The organism is Modestobacter sp. URMC 112, assembly GCF_053502575.1.
The window spans coordinates 3,526,132-3,545,353 of the sequence record NZ_CP199957.1; the positions used below are offsets into that span (position 1 = coordinate 3,526,132).

Genomic DNA, 19,222 nt, shown 5'->3' on the forward strand with positions numbered 1-19,222 from the left:
TCCTTGATCAGAGCGTCGTGACGAAGTCGGCGAGCTGCGCGGCCGTGCGCACCTCCACCATGGGCAGCACGTCGCGGTACCGGTCCGCGGCGGAGTCCCCGCTGCCCCACAGCCGGCGCGGCTCGGGGTTGAGCCAGTAGGCCGAGCGGGAGCGGCGCACCAGGTCGGCGAGGGTGGGCAGACCGGGCTGGCGGTAGTTGGTCCGCCCGTCGCCGAGCACGAGCAACGACGTCTTCGGCCCGACCGCCGCCGGCCACCGCTCGGCGAACACCTCGAAGGCGTTGCCGTAGTCGCTGTGCCCGTCGAAGGACACCACGTCGGCCTCCCGCCCGATCCGGGCGATGGCGTCCACCACGTCGGCGCCCGGGCGGAAGAACCGGGTCACCTCGTCGGTCGAGTCCACGAACGCGAAGGCCCGCACGCCGGAGAAGTGCTCCCGCAGCGCCTGGGTGAGCATCAGGGTGAAGTGGCTGAACCCGGCCACCGAGCCGCTGACGTCGCAGAGCACCACCAGCTCGGGCTTGTGCACCGCCCGCGGCCGGTGGTGGGTGACCAGCGGCATCCCGCCGGTGGCCAGCGACGACCGCACGGTCCGCCGGAAGTCCAGCCGGCCCTCCCGGCCCAGCCGGCGGCGGGCGGACAGCCGGGCGGCCAGCCGCCGGGCCAGCGGCGCCACGGTGCGGCGCAGCTCGGCCAGGTCGGCCTGCTGGGCGCGCAGGAAGTCCACCTGGTCGGCCAGCGGGCGCACCGCGGTCCGGGCGACCTTGTCCCGGCCCTTCTCCGCCGCCGTCCGCCGCCGCACCTCGGCCTCGACCGCGGCGCGGAAGGCCGCGATGCGCTCGCGGCCGGTGTGCCGGGCGACCTGCTCGGCCAGCCCGCCGCGCTCGTCGCCGCCGAGCAGGCCCTGCACCAGCGCGGCCATCAGCGTGTCCGGGGACAGCGCGCGCAGCACCCGGTAGCTGAAGAAGGACTGCCCCGCCGGCGAGGGCTGCCCCTGCCCGAACACGTCGACGGCCTGCCGGGCGAACCGGCGCAGCGAGTCGTCGTCCCCGGCCAGCAGCAGCCGCAGCAACTGCGCCCGCAGCAGCTCGGCCAGCTCCCCGGGGTCCCCACCGGCCAGCGGCAGCAGGTCGCCGTCGGAGGGGTCGCCGTCCTCGGAGCCCTCCTCGGCTGCCTGGAAGCCGGCGACCGGCCGGTCGGTCAGCGGCCACCACAGGTCGAACAGGACGTCGAAGGCCGGCCGCTGCGCCGCCCGCTGCAGCAGCACCGCACCCAGCCCGTGCCGCAGCTGCTCCCGGTCGAGCAGGTCGACCACGGTGAGCACCTCGGCGGCGTCCACGGCCTGGCTGATGCCGACCGGGATCCCGGCCTCCCGGACGGCGCGCACGAAGCCGTCCAGGTGCCCGGCCAGCCCACCGGGCGTGACGAGCGGCGCGGGCGGCATCAGTTCAGCCGGAGCTCGGCGGCGGCCCGGACCTGGTCGCTGGCGTGCTTGAGGACCACGCCCAGCGTGGCCCCGACCGTGGCCGGGTCCAGGGTGTCCAGGCCGAGGGCCAGCAGGGTCTGCGCCCAGTCCAGCGTCTCGGAGATCGACGGCGCCTTCTTCAGCTCCAGCGCCCGCATCGCGCGCACCGTGCGCACCAGCTGGTCGGCCAGCGCCGGGGCCAGGTCGGGCACCCGGGACAGGACGATCTCCCGCTCGCGCTCGGCGCTGGGGTAGTCCAGCGCGAGGTACAGGCAGCGCCGCTTCAGCGCCTCGGACAGCTCGCGGGTCGCGTTGGACGTGAGCACCACGAGCGGACGGCGGACGGCGGTGATCGTGCCGAGCTCGGGGATGGTGACCTGGAAGTCGCTGAGCACCTCCAGCAGCAGGCCCTCGACCTCGACGTCGGCCTTGTCGGTCTCGTCGATGAGCAGCACGGTCGGGTCGGTGCGCCGGATCGCGGTCAGCAGCGGCCGGGCGAGCAGGAACTCCTCACCGAAGACGTCGTCGTGCACGGCGTCCCAGTCCGCCCCGCCCTCGGTGCCCGCGCCCGCCGCGGAGATCCGCAGCAGCTGCTTCTTGTAGTTCCACTCGTACAGCGCGCGGGCCTCGTCCAGGCCCTCGTAGCACTGCAGCCGGATGAGCTCGGCGTCGGTGGCCGTGGCCAGCGCCTTGGCCAGTTCGGTCTTGCCCACCCCGGCCGGGCCCTCGACCAGCAGTGGCTTGCCCAGCCGGTCGGCGAGGAACACCGTCGTGGCGATCTGCGCGTCGGGGAGGTAGCCGGCGGCGGTGAGCCGCGCGGCCACGTCCGCCACGTCGGCGAACTGGGCGGCGTGCGTCGGCGGGCGGGGCATGCGGCTCCTCGTCGGACGGGCCGGCTCGGCCGCGGGTCAGCGGAGCCGGGTGGGGATCAGCGGACGTGCCCGGAACCGGTGACGACGTAGGTCGTCGAGGTCAGCTCGGGCAGGCCCAGCGGACCGCGGGCGTGCAGCTTCTGGGTGGAGATGCCGATCTCGGCGCCGAAGCCGAACTCGCCGCCGTCGGTGAACCGGGTGGAGGCGTTGACCAGGACGGCGGCGGCGTCCACCCCGGCGGTGAACTCGGCGATCGCCCGCGCGGAGTCCGCGACGATGGCCTCGCTGTGCCCGCTCCCCCACCGCTCGATGTGGTCCAGCGCCTGCGGCAGGTCGTCCACGACCCGCACCGCCATGTCCATCGACAGGTACTCGGCCGCCCAGTCCTCGTCGGTCGCGGCGAGGACCGCGTCGGAGACGGCGCGGGCCCGCTCGTCGCCGTGCAGCGTGACGCCCGCGCCGGCCAGCGCCTCGATCAGCCGGGGCAGCACCGGGGCGTCGCGGTGCACCAGCAGCGTCTCCGCCGCGTTGCACACGCTGACCCGCGAGGTCTTGGCGTTCAGCACGATCGCCTCGGCCGTCGCCGGGTCCGCGGAGGCGTCGACGTAGACGTGGCAGTTCCCGACGCCGGTCTCGATGACCGGCACCCGCGCCTCCTGCACCACCCGCTGGATCAGCGACGCCCCGCCGCGCGGGATGACCACGTCGACCAGGCCGCGGGCGTTGAGCAGCTCGCCGACCGAGGCGCGGTCGGCCGGCAGCAGGGCGATCGAGCCGGCGGGCAGCCCGGCCTTCTCGGCGGCCTCGGTGAGCACGGCGACCAGGGCGGTGTTGGTCCGGTGCGCCGAGGCCGAGCCGCGCAGCAGGGCGGCGTTGCCGCTCTTCACGCACAGCCCGGCGGCGTCGACGGTCACGTTCGGGCGCGCCTCGTAGACGATGCCGACCACGCCCAGGGGCACCCGCACCTGCCGCAGCTGCAGCCCGTTGGCCAGCGTCGAGCCGCGGACGACGTCGCCCACCGGGTCGGGCAGCGCGACCAGCTGGCGCAGCGCGTCGGCGACGCCGGCCACCCGGGCCGGGTCCAGCCGCAGCCGGTCGAGCACCGAGGCCGGGGTGCCCTCGGCCGCGGCTGCCTCCACGTCGGCGGCGTTGGCGGCGAGCACCTCGTCCGTGCGCTCCAGCAGCGCGTCGGCCATCGCCGTGAGGGCGGCGTCCTTGGCCTCGGTGGGCAGGGTGCGCAGCACGCGGGCGGCCTTCCGGGCACGCTCCGCGGCGGCCCCGATCAGCGGGAACTCGGCGGCGGACACGCGGACGAGGTTACGCGGCCCGTCCCCGCCAGGACGCCGCGCCGCCGACCCGGGGCCCGGGACCCCCGCCGTCCGCCCGAGCGCTATGCGAGAATGATTCTCATGGCCATGTCGATGACTCGTTCCACCGCCGTGGCGGCGACCGCCGCGGCCGCCCTGCTGCTCACCGCGTGCGGCGGGGACGCCGGCGGGGCCGGGAGCGAGGACGGCGTCCAGGTCGTCGCCGGCTTTTACCCGCTGGAGTGGGTGGCCTCGCGCGTCGGCGGGGACGGCGTCTCGGTGTCCTCCCTGACGCCGCCCGGAGCCGAGGCGCACGACCTGGAGCTGTCCCCCCAGGACGTCGCCGCGGTCTCCGAGGCCGACCTGCTGGTGTACCTCGAGGGGTTCCAGCCCGCCCTGGACGAGGCGGCGGCGTCCGAGGCGGGCGAGCGGGCCTGGGACGCCGGGCAGGCCGCCGACCTCTCCCTCTCCGCCGCGGCGCATGACGAGGCCGCGCACGGCGAGGAGGGCGAGGAGCACGAGGCAGGGCACGAGGAGGAGGGCGAGGCCGTCGACCCGCACTTCTGGCTGGACCCGGTCCGGCTGGCCGGCGTGGCGGACGCGTTCTCCGAGCGGCTGGCCGAGGTCGACCCCGACGGCGCCGCCGGCTACGAGGAGAACGCCGCCGCCCTGCGCGCCGACCTGGAGCAGCTGGACACCGAGATGCAGGACGCGCTGGCCGGCTGCGCCGTGGACACCCTGGTCACCAGCCACGACGCCTTCGGCTACCTCGCCGACCGGTACGGTCTCGAGGTGGTCGGCATCAGCGGGCTCAGCCCCTCGCAGGAGCCCAGCTCCGCGCAGCTGGCCGAGATCGCCGACCTGGTCACCGAGCGCGGCGTGACCACCGTCTACACCGAGACGCTCGTCGACCCGGCGGTCGCCGAGACGGTGGCCGACGAGGCCGGGGTGCGGACCGCCGTCCTCGACCCGCTGGAGGGGCTGACCGACGAGTCGGCCGGCGAGGACTACCTGGCCGTCATGCGGGCCAACCTGGCGACGCTGCAGGAGGGCCAGTCCTGTCCATGACGCCCGCCACCCCGGCCGTCCCCGACCGCGACGACGCCATCCGGCTCCGGCACGCCAGCATCGGGTACGGCGACGTGCCGATCGTCGTGCAGGCGGACCTGGCCGTGCGGCGCGGCGAGGCCGTCGCCGTCCTGGGCTCCAACGGCTCGGGCAAGACGACCCTGGCCCGGGGTCTGCTGGGCCTGGCCGCCGTCCTCGGCGGTCAGGTGGAGGTGCTCGGCGCCCCGGTCGGCCGACTCAGCGAGCGCGGCCGGGTCGGGTACGTGCCGCAGCGGCACACCGTCAGCGGCGCGGTGCCGGCCACCGTCCGGGAGGTCGTCTCGGTCGGCCGGCTGGCCCGCTCGGGTCTGTTCCGCCGGCTGAACGCCGTCGACCGGCGCGCCGTCGCCGACGCCGTCGCGGCCGTCGGGCTCAGCGACCGGCTGGGCGACCCGGTCGCCTCACTGTCCGGCGGGCAGCAGCGCCGGGTGCTGGTCGCCCGGGCCCTGGCCGCCGGTCCGGAGCTGCTGATCATGGACGAGCCGACCGCCGGCGTCGACGCCTCCAGCCAGGAGACGCTCGCCGCGGTGCTCGGCGAGCTGTCGGCGGCCGGCACGACCCTGGTCGTGGTGACCCACGAGACCGGCCCGCTGGCCGGCGTCCTCACCCGGGCCGTCGTCGTGGACCACGGGCGGATCGGCTACAACGGGCCGCTCGCCGGCGCCGAGCTGGACGCCGGCGCCGGTGGGCACCACTGCGCCCCTCCGGCCGACGCCGACGGCTCCCTGCTGCACCCGCGGTCACCGGCCGGAGCGCGGAGCCGGAGGGGGGACCGGTGATGGACTTCCTGGACTACGGGTTCATGCAGCGGGCGCTGCTGGCCTCCCTGATGGTCGGGCTGGTGGCGCCCGCCGTCGGGGTCTTCCTGCTGCAGCGCCGGCTCTCGCTGCTCGGCGACGGCCTGGGCCACGTCGCCCTCACCGGCGTGGCCGTCGGCGTGCTGACGGCCACCGCGCCGGTCGGGACGGCGCTGGTCGCCGCCGTCCTCGGGGCGGTGCTCATCGAGCTGGTCCGCGCCCGGGGACGCACCAGCGGGGACGTCGCGCTCGCCGTGCTCTTCTACGGGGGCATCGCCGGCGGCGTCGTGCTGCTCAGCCAGGCGCCGCGCGGCCAGGCGACCAACCTCGACGCCTACCTCTTCGGCGCGATCACCACCACGAGCGCCGGGGACCTCGCGGTGTTCGCGGTGATCACCGTGGTCGTCCTCCTCGTCGTGGGGCTGCTCGGCCAGCGGCTGTACGCGGTGAGCGACGACGAGGAGTACGCCCGCGCTGTCGGGCTCCCGGTGCTCGGCCTGAACATCGTGCTGGCCGCCCTGGTCGCGGCGACGGTGGTGCTGTCGATGCGGGTGGTCGGGCTGCTGCTGATCAGCGCCCTGATGATCGTGCCCAGCGCCGTCGCGCAGCTGGTCGCCCGCAGCTTCCGGCAGACGGTGTACCTGGCCTGCGGCACCGGGCTGGTGGTCAGCGTCTCGGGCACGGCCACCTCCTACTACGCGGGGACGCCGTCCGGCGGCACGATCGTGCTGCTGGCGATCGCGGTGTTCCTGCTCGTCACCGCGGCGGTGACGCTGCGCGAGGCCACGTCGGGACGGCGCCACCGGCGCCGGGCCGAGGTGCACGCGGCGCACCCGCACGAGCACGGCGACGGGTGCGGGCACCCGGCGGTGCTGCACGAGGACCACGTGGACTACGACCACGACGGGCACCGGCACGCCCCGCACCGGACCGGGACCGGTGTGCACTACGACGAGCACGGCCACGCCACCCCGGACGGGCACCCGGTGACGACGCCGGGGACGGCGGGACAGGCGTGAGCGGACCCGAGCCGGCCGATCCCTCCCCTCGCCGGACCACCCGGCAGCGCAGCGCGGTGCTCGCCCTGCTCGAGGACCTCGACGGGTTCCGCAGCGCCCAGGACCTGCACGCGCTGCTCCGGGAGCGGGGGGACGCGGTGGGGCTGGCGACGGTCTACCGCGCCCTGCAGGCCCTGGTCGACGACGGGCAGCTGGACGTGCTGCGCAGCCCGGACGGCGAGGCGGCCTACCGGCGGTGCTCGCCGGTGCACCACCACCACCTCGTCTGCCGCTCGTGCGGCCGGACGGTGGAGGTCGCCGACCCGCCGGTCGAGCGCTGGGCCGCCCGGGTCGCCGCCGAGCACGGGTTCGCCGACGTCCAGCACCAGGTGGAGGTCTTCGGGACCTGCGCCACCTGCAGCGCCGCCGGCTGACCGCGCGACCGCCGCCGGGGCCCTTCCGCTAGCTCCGCAGCGCGCGGAGCACCCGCTTGCGGGCCTCGCCGGTGAGCCGGTCGACGAACAGCTTGCCGTCCAGGTGGTCCACCTCGTGCTGCAGGCACCGCGCCATCAGTCCCGAGCCGGCCAGCCGCAGCGGCTCCCCGCGCACGTCGACGCCCTCGGCCACGCAGCGCATCGCCCGGACGGTGGGCGCGTACAGCCCGGGGATGGACAGGCACCCCTCGTCGTCGTCCTGGGTCTCCTCGGACCGCTCGGTGATCACCGGGTTGACCAGGTGGCCGATGACGCCCTCGACGTTGTAGGAGAAGACCCGCAGCCCCACGCCGATCTGCGGGGCCGCCAGACCGGCCCGGCCGGGGTGGTCGACGGTGTCCTCCAGGTCGCGGACCAGGGCGGCGAGGTCACGGTCGAAGCGGCGCACCGGGTCGGCGGGCGTGCGGAGCACGGGGTCACCGAGCTCGCGGATGGGGCGGATCGTCACCGCGGCAGTCTCTCAGCCCCTGGTGCGGCGCCCGAGGAGCACCATCTCGTCCCGGTGCACGACCTCCCGGCGGTGTTCGGGCGGCAGGTCCCCGCTCTTGCGCCCCAGCAGGTCCGGCAGCTCGCGGGCGTCGTAGGCGACCAGCCCCCGGGCGACGACCACGCCGTCCGGGCCGACCAGCTCCACCGGGTCGTCGGCCAGGAACTCCCCGGTCACGCCGGTGATGCCGGCGGCCAGCAGGGAGGCGTGCCGCTCGCGGACGGCGCGCACCGCGCCGTCGTCCAGCAGCAGCCGGCCGCGGGGGCGGCTGGCGTACCGCAGCCAGAACTGCCGGCCCGACGGCCGGCGTCCGGAGGCGGCGAACAGCGTGCCGACGTGCTCACCGGCCAGCGCGGCGGCGGCCTGCGGGGTCGAGGTGACGACGACGGGCACCCCGGCGGCCGAGGCGATGAAGGCGGCCTCCACCTTCGTCGCCATCCCGCCGGTGCCCACCCCGTTGCGGCTGGCCGAGCCGAGGGCCACCGCGGCCAGGTCGGCGCGGCCGCGCACCGTGTCGATCAGCTGGGCCGGGCCGCTGCGCGGGTCGCCGTCGTAGACGCCGTCCACGTCCGACAGCAGCACCAGCGCATCGGCGACGGCGACGTGCGCCACCAGTGCGGCGAGCCGGTCGTTGTCGCCGAACCGGATCTCCTCGGTGGCCACCGTGTCGTTCTCGTTGACGATCGGCAGCGCGCCGAGCGTCAGCAGCCGCTCCACGGTCTGCCGGGCGTTGCGGTAGTGGCTGCGCCGGGTGAGGTCGTCGGCGGTCAGCAGCACCTGCCCGACCGTGACGCCGTGGACGGCGAAGGCGTCGGCGTAGGTCTGCACCAGCCGGAGCTGGCCGACGCTGGCCGCCGCCTGGGCGGTGGCGAGGTCCCGCGGGCGGCCGGTGAGCCCGAGCGGCGCCAGGCCGGCGGCGATGGCGCCCGAGGACACCAGCACCACCTCGCGGCCGGCGGCGCGCAGCGTCCCGAGGACGTCGACGAGTGCGCGCAGCCGCTCGGTGTCCAGGCCGCCGGGCAGGGTGGTCAGCGAGGAGGACCCGACCTTGACCACGACCCGCCGGGCGCCGGCGATCTCCGGTCGGACGCTCACCGGTCGTCGTCGAGGGGCGCGTCGTCGGGGTCGTCGAGCGGCGTCAGCTCGTAGGGCACCCGGCGGGCCTTCTTGGCCGCCAGCCGCTCCTTGGCCCGGATCCGGCTGTCGCTCTCCAGCCGGGTGTCGGTGCCGCGGCCGCCGAGGCCCGCGGTCTCCTCGGTGGTCAGGGTGCCGGCCGGCAGGGTCGGCTCCCAGTCGAAGGTGACGTCGCCGACGGTGACCGCGTCGCCGGGGACGGCGCCGGCCTTGGCCAGTTCGTCCTCGACGCCCAGCCGGTTGAGCCGGTCGGCGAGGTAGCCGACCGCCTCGTCGTTGGTGAAGTCGGTCTGCCGGACCCAGCGCTCCGGCCGGACGCCGCGGACCAGCCAGCCGTCGGTGCGCGGGTCGGCCTCGACGGTGAAGCCGCCGTCGTCGACCGCCTTGGGGACGACGGTGATCGGCGCGACCGGGGCCGCGGGCAGCGCGGCGCGGTGCTCCTCGACCGCCCGGGCCAGCGCGAAGCCGAGCTCGGGCAGGCCCTCGCCGGTCGCGGCGCTCACCGGGAAGACCTGCAGGCCGCGCTCCTCCAGCGGCGCGCGGACCAGGTCGACGAGGTCGCGGGCGTCCGGGACGTCGATCTTGTTGAGGACGGCGATGCGCAGCCGGCCGACCAGGTCCAGCTCCTCGCCGCCGTACTCCCGCAGCTCGTGCTCGAGCGCGACGATGTCGGTCTCGGGGTCCCGGCCGGGCTCCATCGTCGCCATGTCGACGACGTGCACCAGGACGGCGCAACGCTCGACGTGCCGGAGGAACTGCAGGCCCAGCCCCTTGCCCAGCGACGCGCCGGGGATGAGGCCGGGGACGTCGGCCATCGTGTAGGTGGTGTCGCCGGAGCGGATCACGCCCAGCTGGGGCACCAGGGTGGTGAAGGGGTAGTCGGCGATCTTGGGCCGGGCCGCGGACATGGCCGACACCAGCGAGGACTTGCCCGCCGACGGGAAGCCGACCAGCCCGACGTCGGCGACGCTCTTGAGCTCCAGCACCGCGTCGACGGCGTCGCCGGGCTCCCCGAGGAGGGCGAAACCGGGGGCCTTGCGGCGGGCGTTGGCCAGCGAGGCGTTGCCCAGCCCGCCCTTGCCGCCGCGGGCAAGCACGTACCGGGCGCCGATGCCCACCAGGTCGGCGACCTGCTGGCCGTCGACGCTGACCACGGTGCCGGAGGGGACGCGGAGCACCAGGTCAGCGCCCCGGCCGCCGTTGCGGTAGTTGCCGGCTGCCTGCTTGCCGTTGCCGGCGCGCTGGTGGGGGTGGTGGTGGAAGTCCAGCAGCGTGTGCACGCTGCCGTCGACCTCGAGGACGACGTCGCCGCCGTCACCGCCGTCGCCGCCGTCGGGGCCACCGAGGGGCTTGAACTTCTCACGGTGGACGGAGCTGACCCCGTTGGCGCCCTTGCCGGCTGCCACGTGCACGGTCACGCGGTCGATGAAAGCGGCCATGGTCGCCGCCTCTCTTCAGGGAGGACCCGTTCCCCTCAGCCCTCGTTCCTCGGGCCGAGCCTCTGAACGGGGCCGAATGGAAACGGGTGGCGGCGCCCGATCGGCGCCGCCACCCCAGAAAGGACCCCGTCCTCCTCAGCCCTCGTTCCTCGGGCCGAGCCTCGGGACGGGGCCGTCAACTGCTTACGCCGGGACGGTCTCGCGGGCCGGGACGGCGGAGATGGTGACCTCGCGGCGGCCGCGGCGGAAGCCGAAGGTCACCGCGCCGGGGACCAGGGCGAACAGGGTGTCGTCCTTGCCGCGGCCGACCCCCAGACCCGGGTGGAAGTGGGTGCCGCGCTGGCGGACGATGATCTCGCCGGCCTTGACGACCTGGCCGCCGAAGCGCTTGACGCCGAGGCGCTGCGCGTTCGAGTCGCGGCCGTTGCGGGAGGACGAGGCGCCCTTCTTGTGTGCCATGTCGTCGTCAGCCCTTCGTGATGTCGCGGACCACGACGTCGGTCAGGGGCTGACGGTGCCCCTGCCGCTTGTGGTAGCCGGTCTTGTTCTTGAACTTGTGGATGTGGATCTTCGGGCCCTTGCCGTGGCCGACGATCTCACCGGTCACGGTGACGCCGGCGAGGGCCTGGGCGTCGGCGGTGACGGTGTCCCCGTCGACCAGGAGCACGGCCGGGAGGGTGAGGGTGTCACCGGCCTCCCCGACGAGGCGGTTGACGGTGAACGTGTCACCGATCCCCACCTTGTGCTGCTTGCCACCGGCCTTGACGACTGCGTACACCACTGACTCCTCGATCGGTTCTCTCGTGTCCTGCGCGCACGACCGGTACGGGGCCGGGTGCTGGACGGGCCGCGGACGCCGACGCGGCGGCACGCGAGGTGCGCGGCCCGTGGCGATGCAACCCGTCCAGCGTACCCGAGCGCCGCTGCCCGGGTCGAACGCGGTCCATCTCTGCTACGCCGGCGGGCCGGCCGGGCGGGAGGCCGCCCGGCGACGCCGCGGGCGCGCCGGTGCGACCACGGGCTCGTCCTCGACCGGCTCGACCACAGACTCCTCGGCCGCGGGCTGCGGCGCGGGCTCGGCCGCCTCCGGCGTCGCGGACGACCCCTGCGGTCCCCCGTCGGGCGACGGGCCGGGCGCCGGCTCGTCGTCCGCCGTGACCGTGGTGAGCGTCAGGCCCCCGGTCACCGGGGGCAGCTCGGCCGGGGAGAGCTCGGCGGCGAGGGAGGGCGTGTCGCCCGTCCCGGCCGACTCCGGTGCGGCGCTCTCCGGGACCGGCACGCCGGCCTGCTCCGTCGGCTGGTCCTCGACCTGGTCGATCGGCTGGTCGCCGGCCTCGGGGACGTCGCCGGTCGGCGCGTCGTCCTCGTCCGGCTCGGGCAGGGCGGAGTCGTCGGGCGCGGCCACCGCGGTGGCGGCCAGCTCCTCCCCCACCGACTCGTGCACGGCCTCGGCCAGCGTGCCCGCGTCGACCTCGCCGGTCGTCGGGCCGTCGGCGTCCCGGGTGCCGGCCAGCACGGCGGCGTCCTCGGCGGCGCGCGCCTCACCGGACTGCCCGCGGCCGCGCCGGCCGCGGCTGCGCCGCCCGCTGCGTCCCTCGGACGGGGTGTCCGCCGTCTCCGGGGTGTCGTCGGTCGCCGGGGCCTCGCCGGCCGGCTGCTCGACGGTCTCGGCCCGGCCCTGGTCGGCCTGGTCGCGACCCGAGCGGTCGCGGTCCCGCCGGCCGCCGCCGTTGCCGCCCCCGCCGTTGCCGCCGCTGTTGCTCCCGCCGCCGCTGCCGGGCGAGTCGCCGCGGCTGCGCCGCTTCTCGTCCACCGGCTCGACCGAGACCACGACCCCGCGGCCGCGGCAGTGCTCGCACGGCTCGGAGAAGACCTCGAGCAGCCCCTGGCCGACGCGCTTGCGGGTCATCTGGACCAGGCCGAGCGAGGTGACCTCGGCGACCTGGTGCTTGGTGCGGTCCCGGCCGAGGCACTCGGTGAGCCGGCGCAGCACCAGGTCGCGGTTGCTCTCCAGCACCATGTCGATGAAGTCGATGACGATCATGCCGCCGATGTCGCGGAGCCGGAGCTGGCGGACGATCTCCTCGGCCGCCTCGATGTTGTTCCGGGTGACCGTCTGCTCGAGGTTCCCACCGGAGCCGACGAACTTGCCGGTGTTGACGTCGACCACGGTCATCGCCTCGGTGCGGTCGATGACCAGCGAGCCGCCCGAGGGCAGCCAGACCTTGCGGTCCAGCGCCTTCATCAGCTGCTCGTCGATCCGCAGGTCACGGAAGACGTCGCCGGTGCCGGTGTAGCGCTGCAGCCGCTCGGACAGCTCCGGGGACACGTGCGCGACGTAGGCCTCGACGGTGTCCCAGGCGTCGTCGCCCTGGACGACGAGCCGCTTGAAGTCCTCGTTGAAGACGTCGCGGATGACCCGGATGGCGAGGTCGGGCTCGCCGTACAGCAGCGTCGGCGCGTTGCTGGTCGACGACGCCTTGGTCTGGATGACCTCCCACTGCGCCTGCAGCCTGGCGACGTCGCGGGTGAGCTCCTCCTCCGAGGCGCCCTCCGCGGCGGTCCGGATGATGACGCCGGCGTCCTCGGGGACGATCTTCTTGAGGACGTCCTTGAGCCGGGTGCGCTCCTTGTCCGGCAGCTTGCGGCTGATCCCGGTCATCGAGCCGCCGGGCACGTAGACCAGGAAGCGGCCGGGCAGGTTGATCTGCTGGGTGAGCCGGGCGCCCTTGTGGCCGATCGGGTCCTTGGTCACCTGGACCAGGACCTTGTCGCCGGACTTCATGGCCTGCTCGATGGAGCGGGACTTGCCGGTGAGCCCGGCGGCGTCCCAGTTGACCTCACCGGCGTAGAGGACGGCGTTGCGCCCCTTGCCGATGTCGACGAACGCGGCCTCCATGCTGGGCAGCACGTTCTGCACCCGGCCGAGGTAGACGTTGCCCGCGAAGGACGTCGCCTGCGCCTGGGTGACGTAGTGCTCGACCAGCACGTCGTCCTCGAGGACGGCGATCTGGGTGCGCTCGCCCTGCTGGCGGATGACCATCGCCCGGTCCACGGCCTCGCGGCGGGCCAGGAACTCGGACTCGGACAGGATCGGCGCGCGGCGGCGGCCACCGTCGCGGCCCTCCCGGCGGCGCTGCCGCTTGGCCTCCAGGCGGGTCGAGCCGGCGACCCCGCGGACGTCGTCGTCACTGGACGTCCGGCCGTTGCGGCCGGCCCGCTCGGGGCGGTCGTCGGCGTCCTCGGGGGCGTCCTCGGACGTGGCGCTGCTCTCGCCGCGGCGGCGGCGACGGCGGCGCCGGCGGGTGGTCGACCCGGTCGCGGCGTCGCCGTCCTCGGTGTCGTCCTCGTCCTCGGCGTCGTCCGAACCGGCGGGCTCGTCGGCGGAGGCGTCGGCCGGGGTGTCGGCCTCGTCGGCGACGTCCTCGGCGGAGGCCTCGATGGCGTCCTCGTCGCCCTCCGCGCCGTCGTCCCCGCTGCGGCCCCGGCCCCGACCCCGGCGGCCGCGGCGACGGCGGCGGCTGCCGGAGCCGGTGTCGTCGGAGTCGCGGTCCTCGGCGTCCTCGGTGTCGGTCTCCTCGACCGCCTCGTCGGTGTCGGTGTCGGTCTCGGCGTCCACCGGCTCGGCGTGCCGGCCCCGCCGGGGGGTCGGCTCGGCGGTGTCGCCGTCGTCGGCCGCGGACGGCTCGGCGAGTGCCCGGCGACGGCTGCGGCCGCGGCGCGGGGCGGGCGCGTCGTCCTCGGGTGTGTCCCCGGCGTCGGAGGGGCCATCGGCGGGCGCCGCGGCGGGGGTCTCCACCGGGGCGTCGACCGGCGACTCGGCCTGCGCGCGGCGGCTGCGCCGCCGCGGTGCGGCGACCTCGGGCTCGGGGGCCACGAAGGTGACGAAGGCCGGGATGACCGGCGCGGCCGGGGCCGGCGCCGGCTCGACGGAGTCGGGGTCGGCGGACAGCGCCGGGCGGGTGGCCCGGCGGCGCGGCCGGGCGGTGACGGTGGTGGGCTCCGGGCTGCTGAACTGGGCGCCGAAGAGGCCCCCGACCGGCTCGTCCACCGGCTCGGGCTCGGGGGACGGCGCGAGCTCGGGGGCGGCCGGGGCGCTGGGCTCGGCTGTCGCGGCGGCGGGCTCGGCGGTCGGGGCGGGGTCCGGGACGAGGTCGACCGCCGGCGCGGCGGTCGCCTCCTCCTCCGGCGCCTCGTCGGCGGGCCGGTCGGCGGGCGGCTCGGCGATCAGCCCGTCCGCTGGGTCGGCGGTCGCGTCATCGGCGGCGTCGTCGGCAGGGTCGTCGCCGGGCTCCTCCGGCAGCACCTCGGGCTGCCCGTCGTCCTGCGGGATGGTGGGCGACGGTCCGGGCTGCTCGGCCGGGGCCGCCGCCTGTTCGGTCGCGGGGATGTCCTCGTCCATGTGGTCGGCCACGAAGGGCTCGCCTCCTGTGCGTCCCCGGGCGCCGATCAGAGGTGTCCGACTGGCGGCCGCGCAGGGACGCGGGTTGGGCGGTCCGGGCCCACCGCAGCGTGCGGTGGATGCGCCCGGCCCGCGAAGTCTGGGGTCGCGCCCCGGCCGGTGCGGCTGGGGCCCGGTGGTGCGGCGTGCTGATCACGGTGGTGCTCAACGCGGTGGTGCTGATCGCGGTCGTGCGGCGGTGCTGAGTCGACGTGGTCCACGGCTGGCAGACGTGGTGCGCTGGGCGACGTCCGGCTCCCGGACCCACCGGTCAGACCGGCGCGCGCTCCTCCTGGCAGCAGGAGCGCACCGCACGATCGGGCTCGAGCGGATCAGCGACGTCACCACTGTCGTCGAGCCGGCCCTGCGCCTCACGCACGGCCCGGATGGGCAACGGCGGGCGCAGGTCGGCGACGACAGCCAGGGCGGCCATCACGTCGTCCGGTCGGACCGTCGGCGCGAGCTGACGTACGACCACGTGCAGTATGGCATGCCCGGCCTCCTCGGCGACCGTCGCGCCGACCACGGCGGCCCGGGCATCGACGTCCCGGGTGCCGTCCTTGGTCCGCTTGGTCACCGTGACGACCTCGGCCTCGAGCAGCGCGGCGACGGCCGCGCGGAGCTCGGCGGCGTCCACGCCGGGCAGGTCGATCCGCCAGCGGGTGGCGTCGAGCCGGTCGGCCAGCGACCCGGTCCCCTCCCCCGCCTCGACGCACTCCACGACGTCGATGCCCGGGGGCAGCGAGGCGTCCAGCGCGACCCGCACCTGCTCGGGGTCCCGCCGCTCGGCCAGCCCGATCTCGAAGTACTCCGCCTCGGACGCGGTGCCGGTGGGGGCGGCGCCCATGTAGGAGATCTTGGGGTGCGGGCTGAACCCGGCGGAGAACGCCATCGGCACCTGCGCCCGGCGCAGCGCGCGCTCCAGCGCCCGGGCGAGGTCCCGGTGGGAGGCGAAGCGCAGCGGCCCGCGCTTGGTGTAGCGCAGCCGCAGCTTCTGCACCGTCGGCGGCGGGGGCGGCCCGGTGGGCTGGCGGGCCATCAGCGTGCGGCGGTGGTGACCGGGGTCAGCGGGATGAGGCTGCGGCCGGTGGGGCCGATCTGGATCTCGGTGCCCATGGTCGGGCAGACGCCGCAGTCGTAGCAGGGGGTCCACCGGCAGTCGGCGACCTCCTCCTCGCTCAAGGCCTCTCGCCAGTCGTCCCAGAGCCACTCCTTGTCCAGCCCGGAGTCCAGGTGGTCCCAGGGCAGCACCTCGTGCTCGGTGCGCTCGCGGGTGGTGTACCAGTCCAGGTCCACGCCGTAGGGGGCGAGCTCCTCGGCGGCCGCCGCCGTCCAGCGGTCGTAGGAGAAGTGCTCGCTCCAGCCGTCGAACCGGCCGCCCTCGCGCCACACCCGCTCGATGACCCGGCCCACCCGGCGGTCGCCGCGGGACAGCAGTCCCTCGATCACCCCGGGCTTGCCGTCGTGGTAGCGCAGGCCGATGGAGCGGCCGATCCGCCGGTCCTCGTTGATCTTCTGGCGCAGTACCCGCAGCCGGTGGTCGATCGTCTCGGCGCTGGCCTGCGCGGCCCACTGGAACGGGGTGTGCGGCTTGGGCACGAAGCCACCGATCGAGACGGTGCAGCGGATGTCCTTGCGACCACTGGCCTCGCGGCCGGCCCGGATGACCTCGACGGCCAGGTCGGCGATCTCGAGCACGTCCTCGTCGGTCTCGGTGGGCAGGCCGCACATGAAGTAGAGCTTCACCTGCGTCCAGCCGTTGGCGTAGGCGGTGGTGACCGTGCGGACCAGGTCCTCCTTGGACACGGTCTTGTTGATCACCCGGCGGATCCGCTCGCTGCCGCCCTCGGGGGCGAAGGTCAGCCCGGAGCGGCGCCCGTTGCGAGACAGCTCGTTGGCCAGCGTCACGTTGAACGCGTCGACCCGGGTCGACGGCAGCGAGAGGCCGGTGTTGGTGCCCTCGTAGCGGTCGGCGAGCTCCTTGGCCAGCTGGCCGATCTCGGAGTGGTCGGCGCTGGACAGCGACAGCAGCCCGACCTCCTCGTAGCCGGTGGCCTTGAGCCCGGCGTCGACCATCGAGCCGATGCCGGTGATGGTGCGCTCGCGGACCGGGCGGGTGATCATCCCGGCCTGGCAAAACCGGCAGCCGCGGGTGCAGCCACGGAAGATCTCCACGCTCATCCGCTCGTGCACGCTCTCGGCCAGCGGGACCAGCGGCTGCTTGGGGTAGGGCCACTCGTCGAGGTCCATCACGGTGCGTTTGCCGACGCGCGCGGGCACGTCGTCCCGGGTCGGCTGGACGGCGGCGATCGTCCCGTCGCCGGCGTAGGACACGGCGAAGAACCGCGGGACGTAGACGCCGTCGACCCGGGCCAGCCGGGCCAGCAGCTCGACCCGCCCGCCGGGGCGGCCCTGCTCCTTCCACGCCTTGACGACGTCGGTGATGTCGCCGACGACCTGCTCGCCGTCCCCGAGGACGGCGCAGTCGACGAAGTCGCTGACCGGCTCCGGGTTGAACGCGGCGTGCCCGCCGGCGACGACGACCGGGTGGCTCTCGTCGCGGTCGACCGCGTGCAGCGGGACGCCGGCGAGGTCGAGCGCCTCGAGCAGGTTGGTGTACCCGAGCTCGGTGGCGAAGCTGACGCCGAGCACGTCGAAGGCGGCGACCGGGCGGTGGCTGTCGACGGTGAACTGGCCGACGCCGGCCTCGCGCATCAGCGCGGCCAGGTCGGGCCAGACGGCGTAGGTGCGCTCGGCGAGGGCGTCGGGGCGCTCGTTGAGCACCTCGTAGAGGATCATCAGGCCCTGGTTGGGCAGCCCGACCTCGTAGGCGTCGGGGTACATCAGCGCCCAGTGGACGGCGACGTCGTCCCACGGCTTGGTCTGGGCGTTGAGCTCACCGCCGACGTACTGGATCGGCTTCTGCACCTGCGCGAGCAGGGGCTCCAGCTGGGGGTAGAGCGAGTCCACAGTCATGACCGGTCCAGGGTAGTCGACGGACCCCGTCCCCCCGGGCCCTTCGCAGGCCCGGGACGGGTCCCTGGACGAGTCCGACCGGTCACTTCAGCAGCAGCTTCGACAGCCGGCGGGCACCGACGGCCAGGCCGAGCAGCCCCATCACGGCGAGGTAGGCCACGTGTCCGAGCAGGGACCAGTGCACGTCCCCGGTCACCAGGCCGCGGACCAGCTCGATGCCGTGGTAGAGCGGGGTGCACTGGACGACGACCTGCAGTGGCCCCGGGTAGGTCGACAGCGGGTAGAAGGTGGTCGAGAACAGGAACAGCGGCAACAGCGCCAGCTGGACGAACTCGAAGTCCTGCCAGCCGCGTAGGAACGTGGTGGCCGCCAGGCCGACCGCCGCGAACGCGAAGCCGATGAGCACCGCCGCCGGCAGCGCGAGGACCGCCCACCACGAGCCGATCAGCCCCAGCACGCCCATCACCCCGAGGAACGCGGCGGAGTAGGTCGCGCCGCGCATCAGCGACCACGCCGTCTCCCCCACCGCGGCGTCGGCCGCCGACAGCGGCGTGGCCAGCACCGCGTCGTACAGCTTCGAGTAGCGCAGCTTGAAGAACAGGTTGAAGACCGCGTCGTAGATGGCACCGTTCATCGCCGCCGCGGCCAGCAGGCCGGGGGCGACGAACTGCTGGTAGGACAGCGTCGCGCCGGTGTCGGTGACGACGCCGCCGACCAGCCCGCCGATGCCCACGCCGATCGACAGCAGGTAGAAGAACGGCTCGAACAGGCCGGACACGAACAGCACCCAGGTGCGCCTGGCGACGAGCAGGTTGCGGTACACCAGCTGCCCCGCGCGGCGGGGGGACAGCGAGTGCAGCGGCACGATCCGCAGCAGCAGCGACGCCGGTCGCGGCGGGGCCTGGTCCAGCGTGCCGGTGCTCACGTGACCAGCCGCCGCTGGAAGGACCGCAGCGCCAGCAGGACGCCGCCGACCAGCCACACCGCCAGGTAGCCGACGTGCCCCAGCGCCGACCACCCGTCGAGCGAGCCGAGGGCCAGCCCGCGGGACAGCGCCACCCCGTGCCACAGCGGCGTCGCGTACGCCACCCCCTGGAGCACCGCCGGCAGCTGGTCGACCGGGAAGAACGTCCCGGAGAACAGGAACATCGGCAGGATGAGGAACCGCTGGAGGGCGGCGAACCCGCTGTCGTTCTCCAGCCGGGCGGAGAACGCGGTGATCGGGGCGGCGAAGGCCAGCCCGGTCAGCAGCGCGGCCGGCCAGGCCAGCACGACCAGCGGACTGGCCGCGGCACCGAAGAGGACGAGCACCAGGAGGAACATCGCCGCCGACGTCCCGACCCGGAATGCGACGAACAGCAGGTGCCCGACCAGGAGGTCGCGCGCCCCGGCGGGCGTGGCCAGCACCGCCTCGTAGGTCTTGTCCCACCGGATGGAGCCGAGCACGGGGTAGGTCGACTCGAAGCTGCCGATCTGCATCGCGGCCGCGGCCAGCAGACCCGGCGCGAGGAAGTCCAGGTAGGACAGACCGCCGGGCAGGCCGGGGCCGCGGTCGACCAGCACCCCGAGGGTGAGCCCCATGGCGGCGAGGAACAGCGCCGGCTCGACCACGCTGCTGACCAGGCTGCTGCGCCAGAAATGCCGGTAGGCCGTCAGCCGCTGGGCGGCGTGGGCGCGGGCTCCGGTGCTGAGGACGGCGGACACG

The 19,222-nt window shown here is 75.1% G+C and carries 17 protein-coding genes; 4 read left to right on the plus strand and 13 right to left on the minus strand.

All coding sequences use genetic code 11. The annotated features are described in order from the left end of the window. Positions 1-7: 7 nt before the first annotated feature. From ACWIX6_RS16660 to ACWIX6_RS16670, 3 genes are read right to left on the minus strand one after another with little or no spacing between them, the layout of a single operon-like run. Positions 8-1,444 (minus strand): vWA domain-containing protein, encoded by a 1,437-nt coding sequence (locus tag ACWIX6_RS16660; protein WP_448613549.1) that lies wholly within the window; start codon positions 1,442-1,444, stop codon positions 8-10. After that, positions 1,444-2,337: an AAA family ATPase gene (locus tag ACWIX6_RS16665; RefSeq protein ID WP_448613550.1), complete on the minus strand. Its 894-nt coding sequence runs from the start codon at positions 2,335-2,337 to the stop codon at positions 1,444-1,446. Before ACWIX6_RS16665 ends, ACWIX6_RS16660 begins: the two co-directional genes overlap by 1 nt. Positions 2,338-2,393: 56 nt before the next feature. Then, the gene (locus ACWIX6_RS16670; protein WP_448613551.1) at positions 2,394-3,644 is read right to left on the minus strand and encodes a glutamate-5-semialdehyde dehydrogenase; all 1,251 of its coding nucleotides are present in this window, start codon (positions 3,642-3,644) and stop codon (positions 2,394-2,396) included. Positions 3,645-3,752: 108 nt separating this feature from the next. Here ACWIX6_RS16670 and ACWIX6_RS16675 point away from each other — a divergent pair, with 108 nt between their 5' ends. The 4 genes from ACWIX6_RS16675 to ACWIX6_RS16690 are packed head-to-tail and all read left to right on the plus strand — an operon-like array spanning position 3,753 to position 6,980. Continuing rightward, positions 3,753-4,712: a metal ABC transporter substrate-binding protein gene (locus tag ACWIX6_RS16675; RefSeq protein ID WP_448613552.1), complete on the plus strand. Its 960-nt coding sequence runs from the start codon at positions 3,753-3,755 to the stop codon at positions 4,710-4,712. Further along, entirely contained in the window at positions 4,709-5,530 is an 822-nt protein-coding gene (locus ACWIX6_RS16680) for a metal ABC transporter ATP-binding protein (RefSeq protein ID WP_448613553.1), read from the plus strand. Before ACWIX6_RS16675 ends, ACWIX6_RS16680 begins: the two co-directional genes overlap by 4 nt. Next, the gene (locus tag ACWIX6_RS16685) at positions 5,530-6,567 is read left to right on the plus strand and encodes a metal ABC transporter permease (protein WP_448613554.1); all 1,038 of its coding nucleotides are present in this window, start codon (positions 5,530-5,532) and stop codon (positions 6,565-6,567) included. The genes ACWIX6_RS16680 and ACWIX6_RS16685 overlap by 1 nt, the downstream gene beginning before the upstream one ends. Beyond that, complete coding sequence (locus ACWIX6_RS16690; protein WP_448613555.1) at positions 6,564-6,980, plus strand: Fur family transcriptional regulator; 417 nt, start codon at positions 6,564-6,566, stop codon at positions 6,978-6,980. Before ACWIX6_RS16685 ends, ACWIX6_RS16690 begins: the two co-directional genes overlap by 4 nt. A 28-nt stretch (positions 6,981-7,008) precedes the next feature. On the opposite strand, the gene def is transcribed toward ACWIX6_RS16690, so the two are convergent. From def to ACWIX6_RS16740, 10 genes are all read right to left on the minus strand, one after another. Beyond that, on the minus strand, positions 7,009-7,488 hold the full coding sequence (gene def / locus ACWIX6_RS16695; RefSeq protein ID WP_448613556.1) for a peptide deformylase: 480 nt from the start codon (positions 7,486-7,488) through the stop codon (positions 7,009-7,011). 12 nt (positions 7,489-7,500) lie between these two features. Further along, on the minus strand, positions 7,501-8,622 hold the full coding sequence (gene proB, locus ACWIX6_RS16700; RefSeq protein WP_448613557.1) for a glutamate 5-kinase: 1,122 nt from the start codon (positions 8,620-8,622) through the stop codon (positions 7,501-7,503). Next, on the minus strand, positions 8,619-10,100 hold the full coding sequence (gene obgE / locus ACWIX6_RS16705) for a GTPase ObgE (protein ID WP_448613558.1): 1,482 nt from the start codon (positions 10,098-10,100) through the stop codon (positions 8,619-8,621). The genes proB and obgE overlap by 4 nt, the downstream gene beginning before the upstream one ends. Before the next feature lie 183 nt (positions 10,101-10,283). After that, positions 10,284-10,559 carry a 50S ribosomal protein L27 gene (rpmA, locus tag ACWIX6_RS16710; protein WP_448613559.1) on the minus strand — a complete coding sequence of 92 codons (276 nt, stop codon included), beginning with the start codon at positions 10,557-10,559 and terminating at the stop codon, positions 10,284-10,286. 7 nt (positions 10,560-10,566) lie between these two features. After that, positions 10,567-10,878, minus strand: coding sequence for a 50S ribosomal protein L21 (gene rplU / locus ACWIX6_RS16715; protein WP_448613560.1), 312 nt, complete (start codon positions 10,876-10,878; stop codon positions 10,567-10,569). Between the two features lie 174 nt (positions 10,879-11,052). Then, on the minus strand, positions 11,053-14,514 hold the full coding sequence (locus tag ACWIX6_RS16720) for an Rne/Rng family ribonuclease (RefSeq protein ID WP_448613561.1): 3,462 nt from the start codon (positions 14,512-14,514) through the stop codon (positions 11,053-11,055). Positions 14,515-14,812: 298 nt separating this feature from the next. Next, the gene (locus ACWIX6_RS16725; RefSeq protein ID WP_448613562.1) at positions 14,813-15,580 is read right to left on the minus strand and encodes a TIGR03936 family radical SAM-associated protein; all 768 of its coding nucleotides are present in this window, start codon (positions 15,578-15,580) and stop codon (positions 14,813-14,815) included. After that, positions 15,580-17,517 carry a TIGR03960 family B12-binding radical SAM protein gene (locus tag ACWIX6_RS16730; protein ID WP_448613563.1) on the minus strand — a complete coding sequence of 646 codons (1,938 nt, stop codon included), beginning with the start codon at positions 17,515-17,517 and terminating at the stop codon, positions 15,580-15,582. Before ACWIX6_RS16730 ends, ACWIX6_RS16725 begins: the two co-directional genes overlap by 1 nt. A gap of 82 nt (positions 17,518-17,599) precedes the next feature. Further along, complete coding sequence (locus ACWIX6_RS16735) at positions 17,600-18,442, minus strand: ABC transporter permease (protein ID WP_448613564.1); 843 nt, start codon at positions 18,440-18,442, stop codon at positions 17,600-17,602. Continuing rightward, on the minus strand, positions 18,439-19,221 hold the full coding sequence (locus tag ACWIX6_RS16740; RefSeq protein ID WP_448613565.1) for an ABC transporter permease: 783 nt from the start codon (positions 19,219-19,221) through the stop codon (positions 18,439-18,441). The genes ACWIX6_RS16735 and ACWIX6_RS16740 overlap by 4 nt, the downstream gene beginning before the upstream one ends. Position 19,222 lies beyond the last annotated feature (1 nt).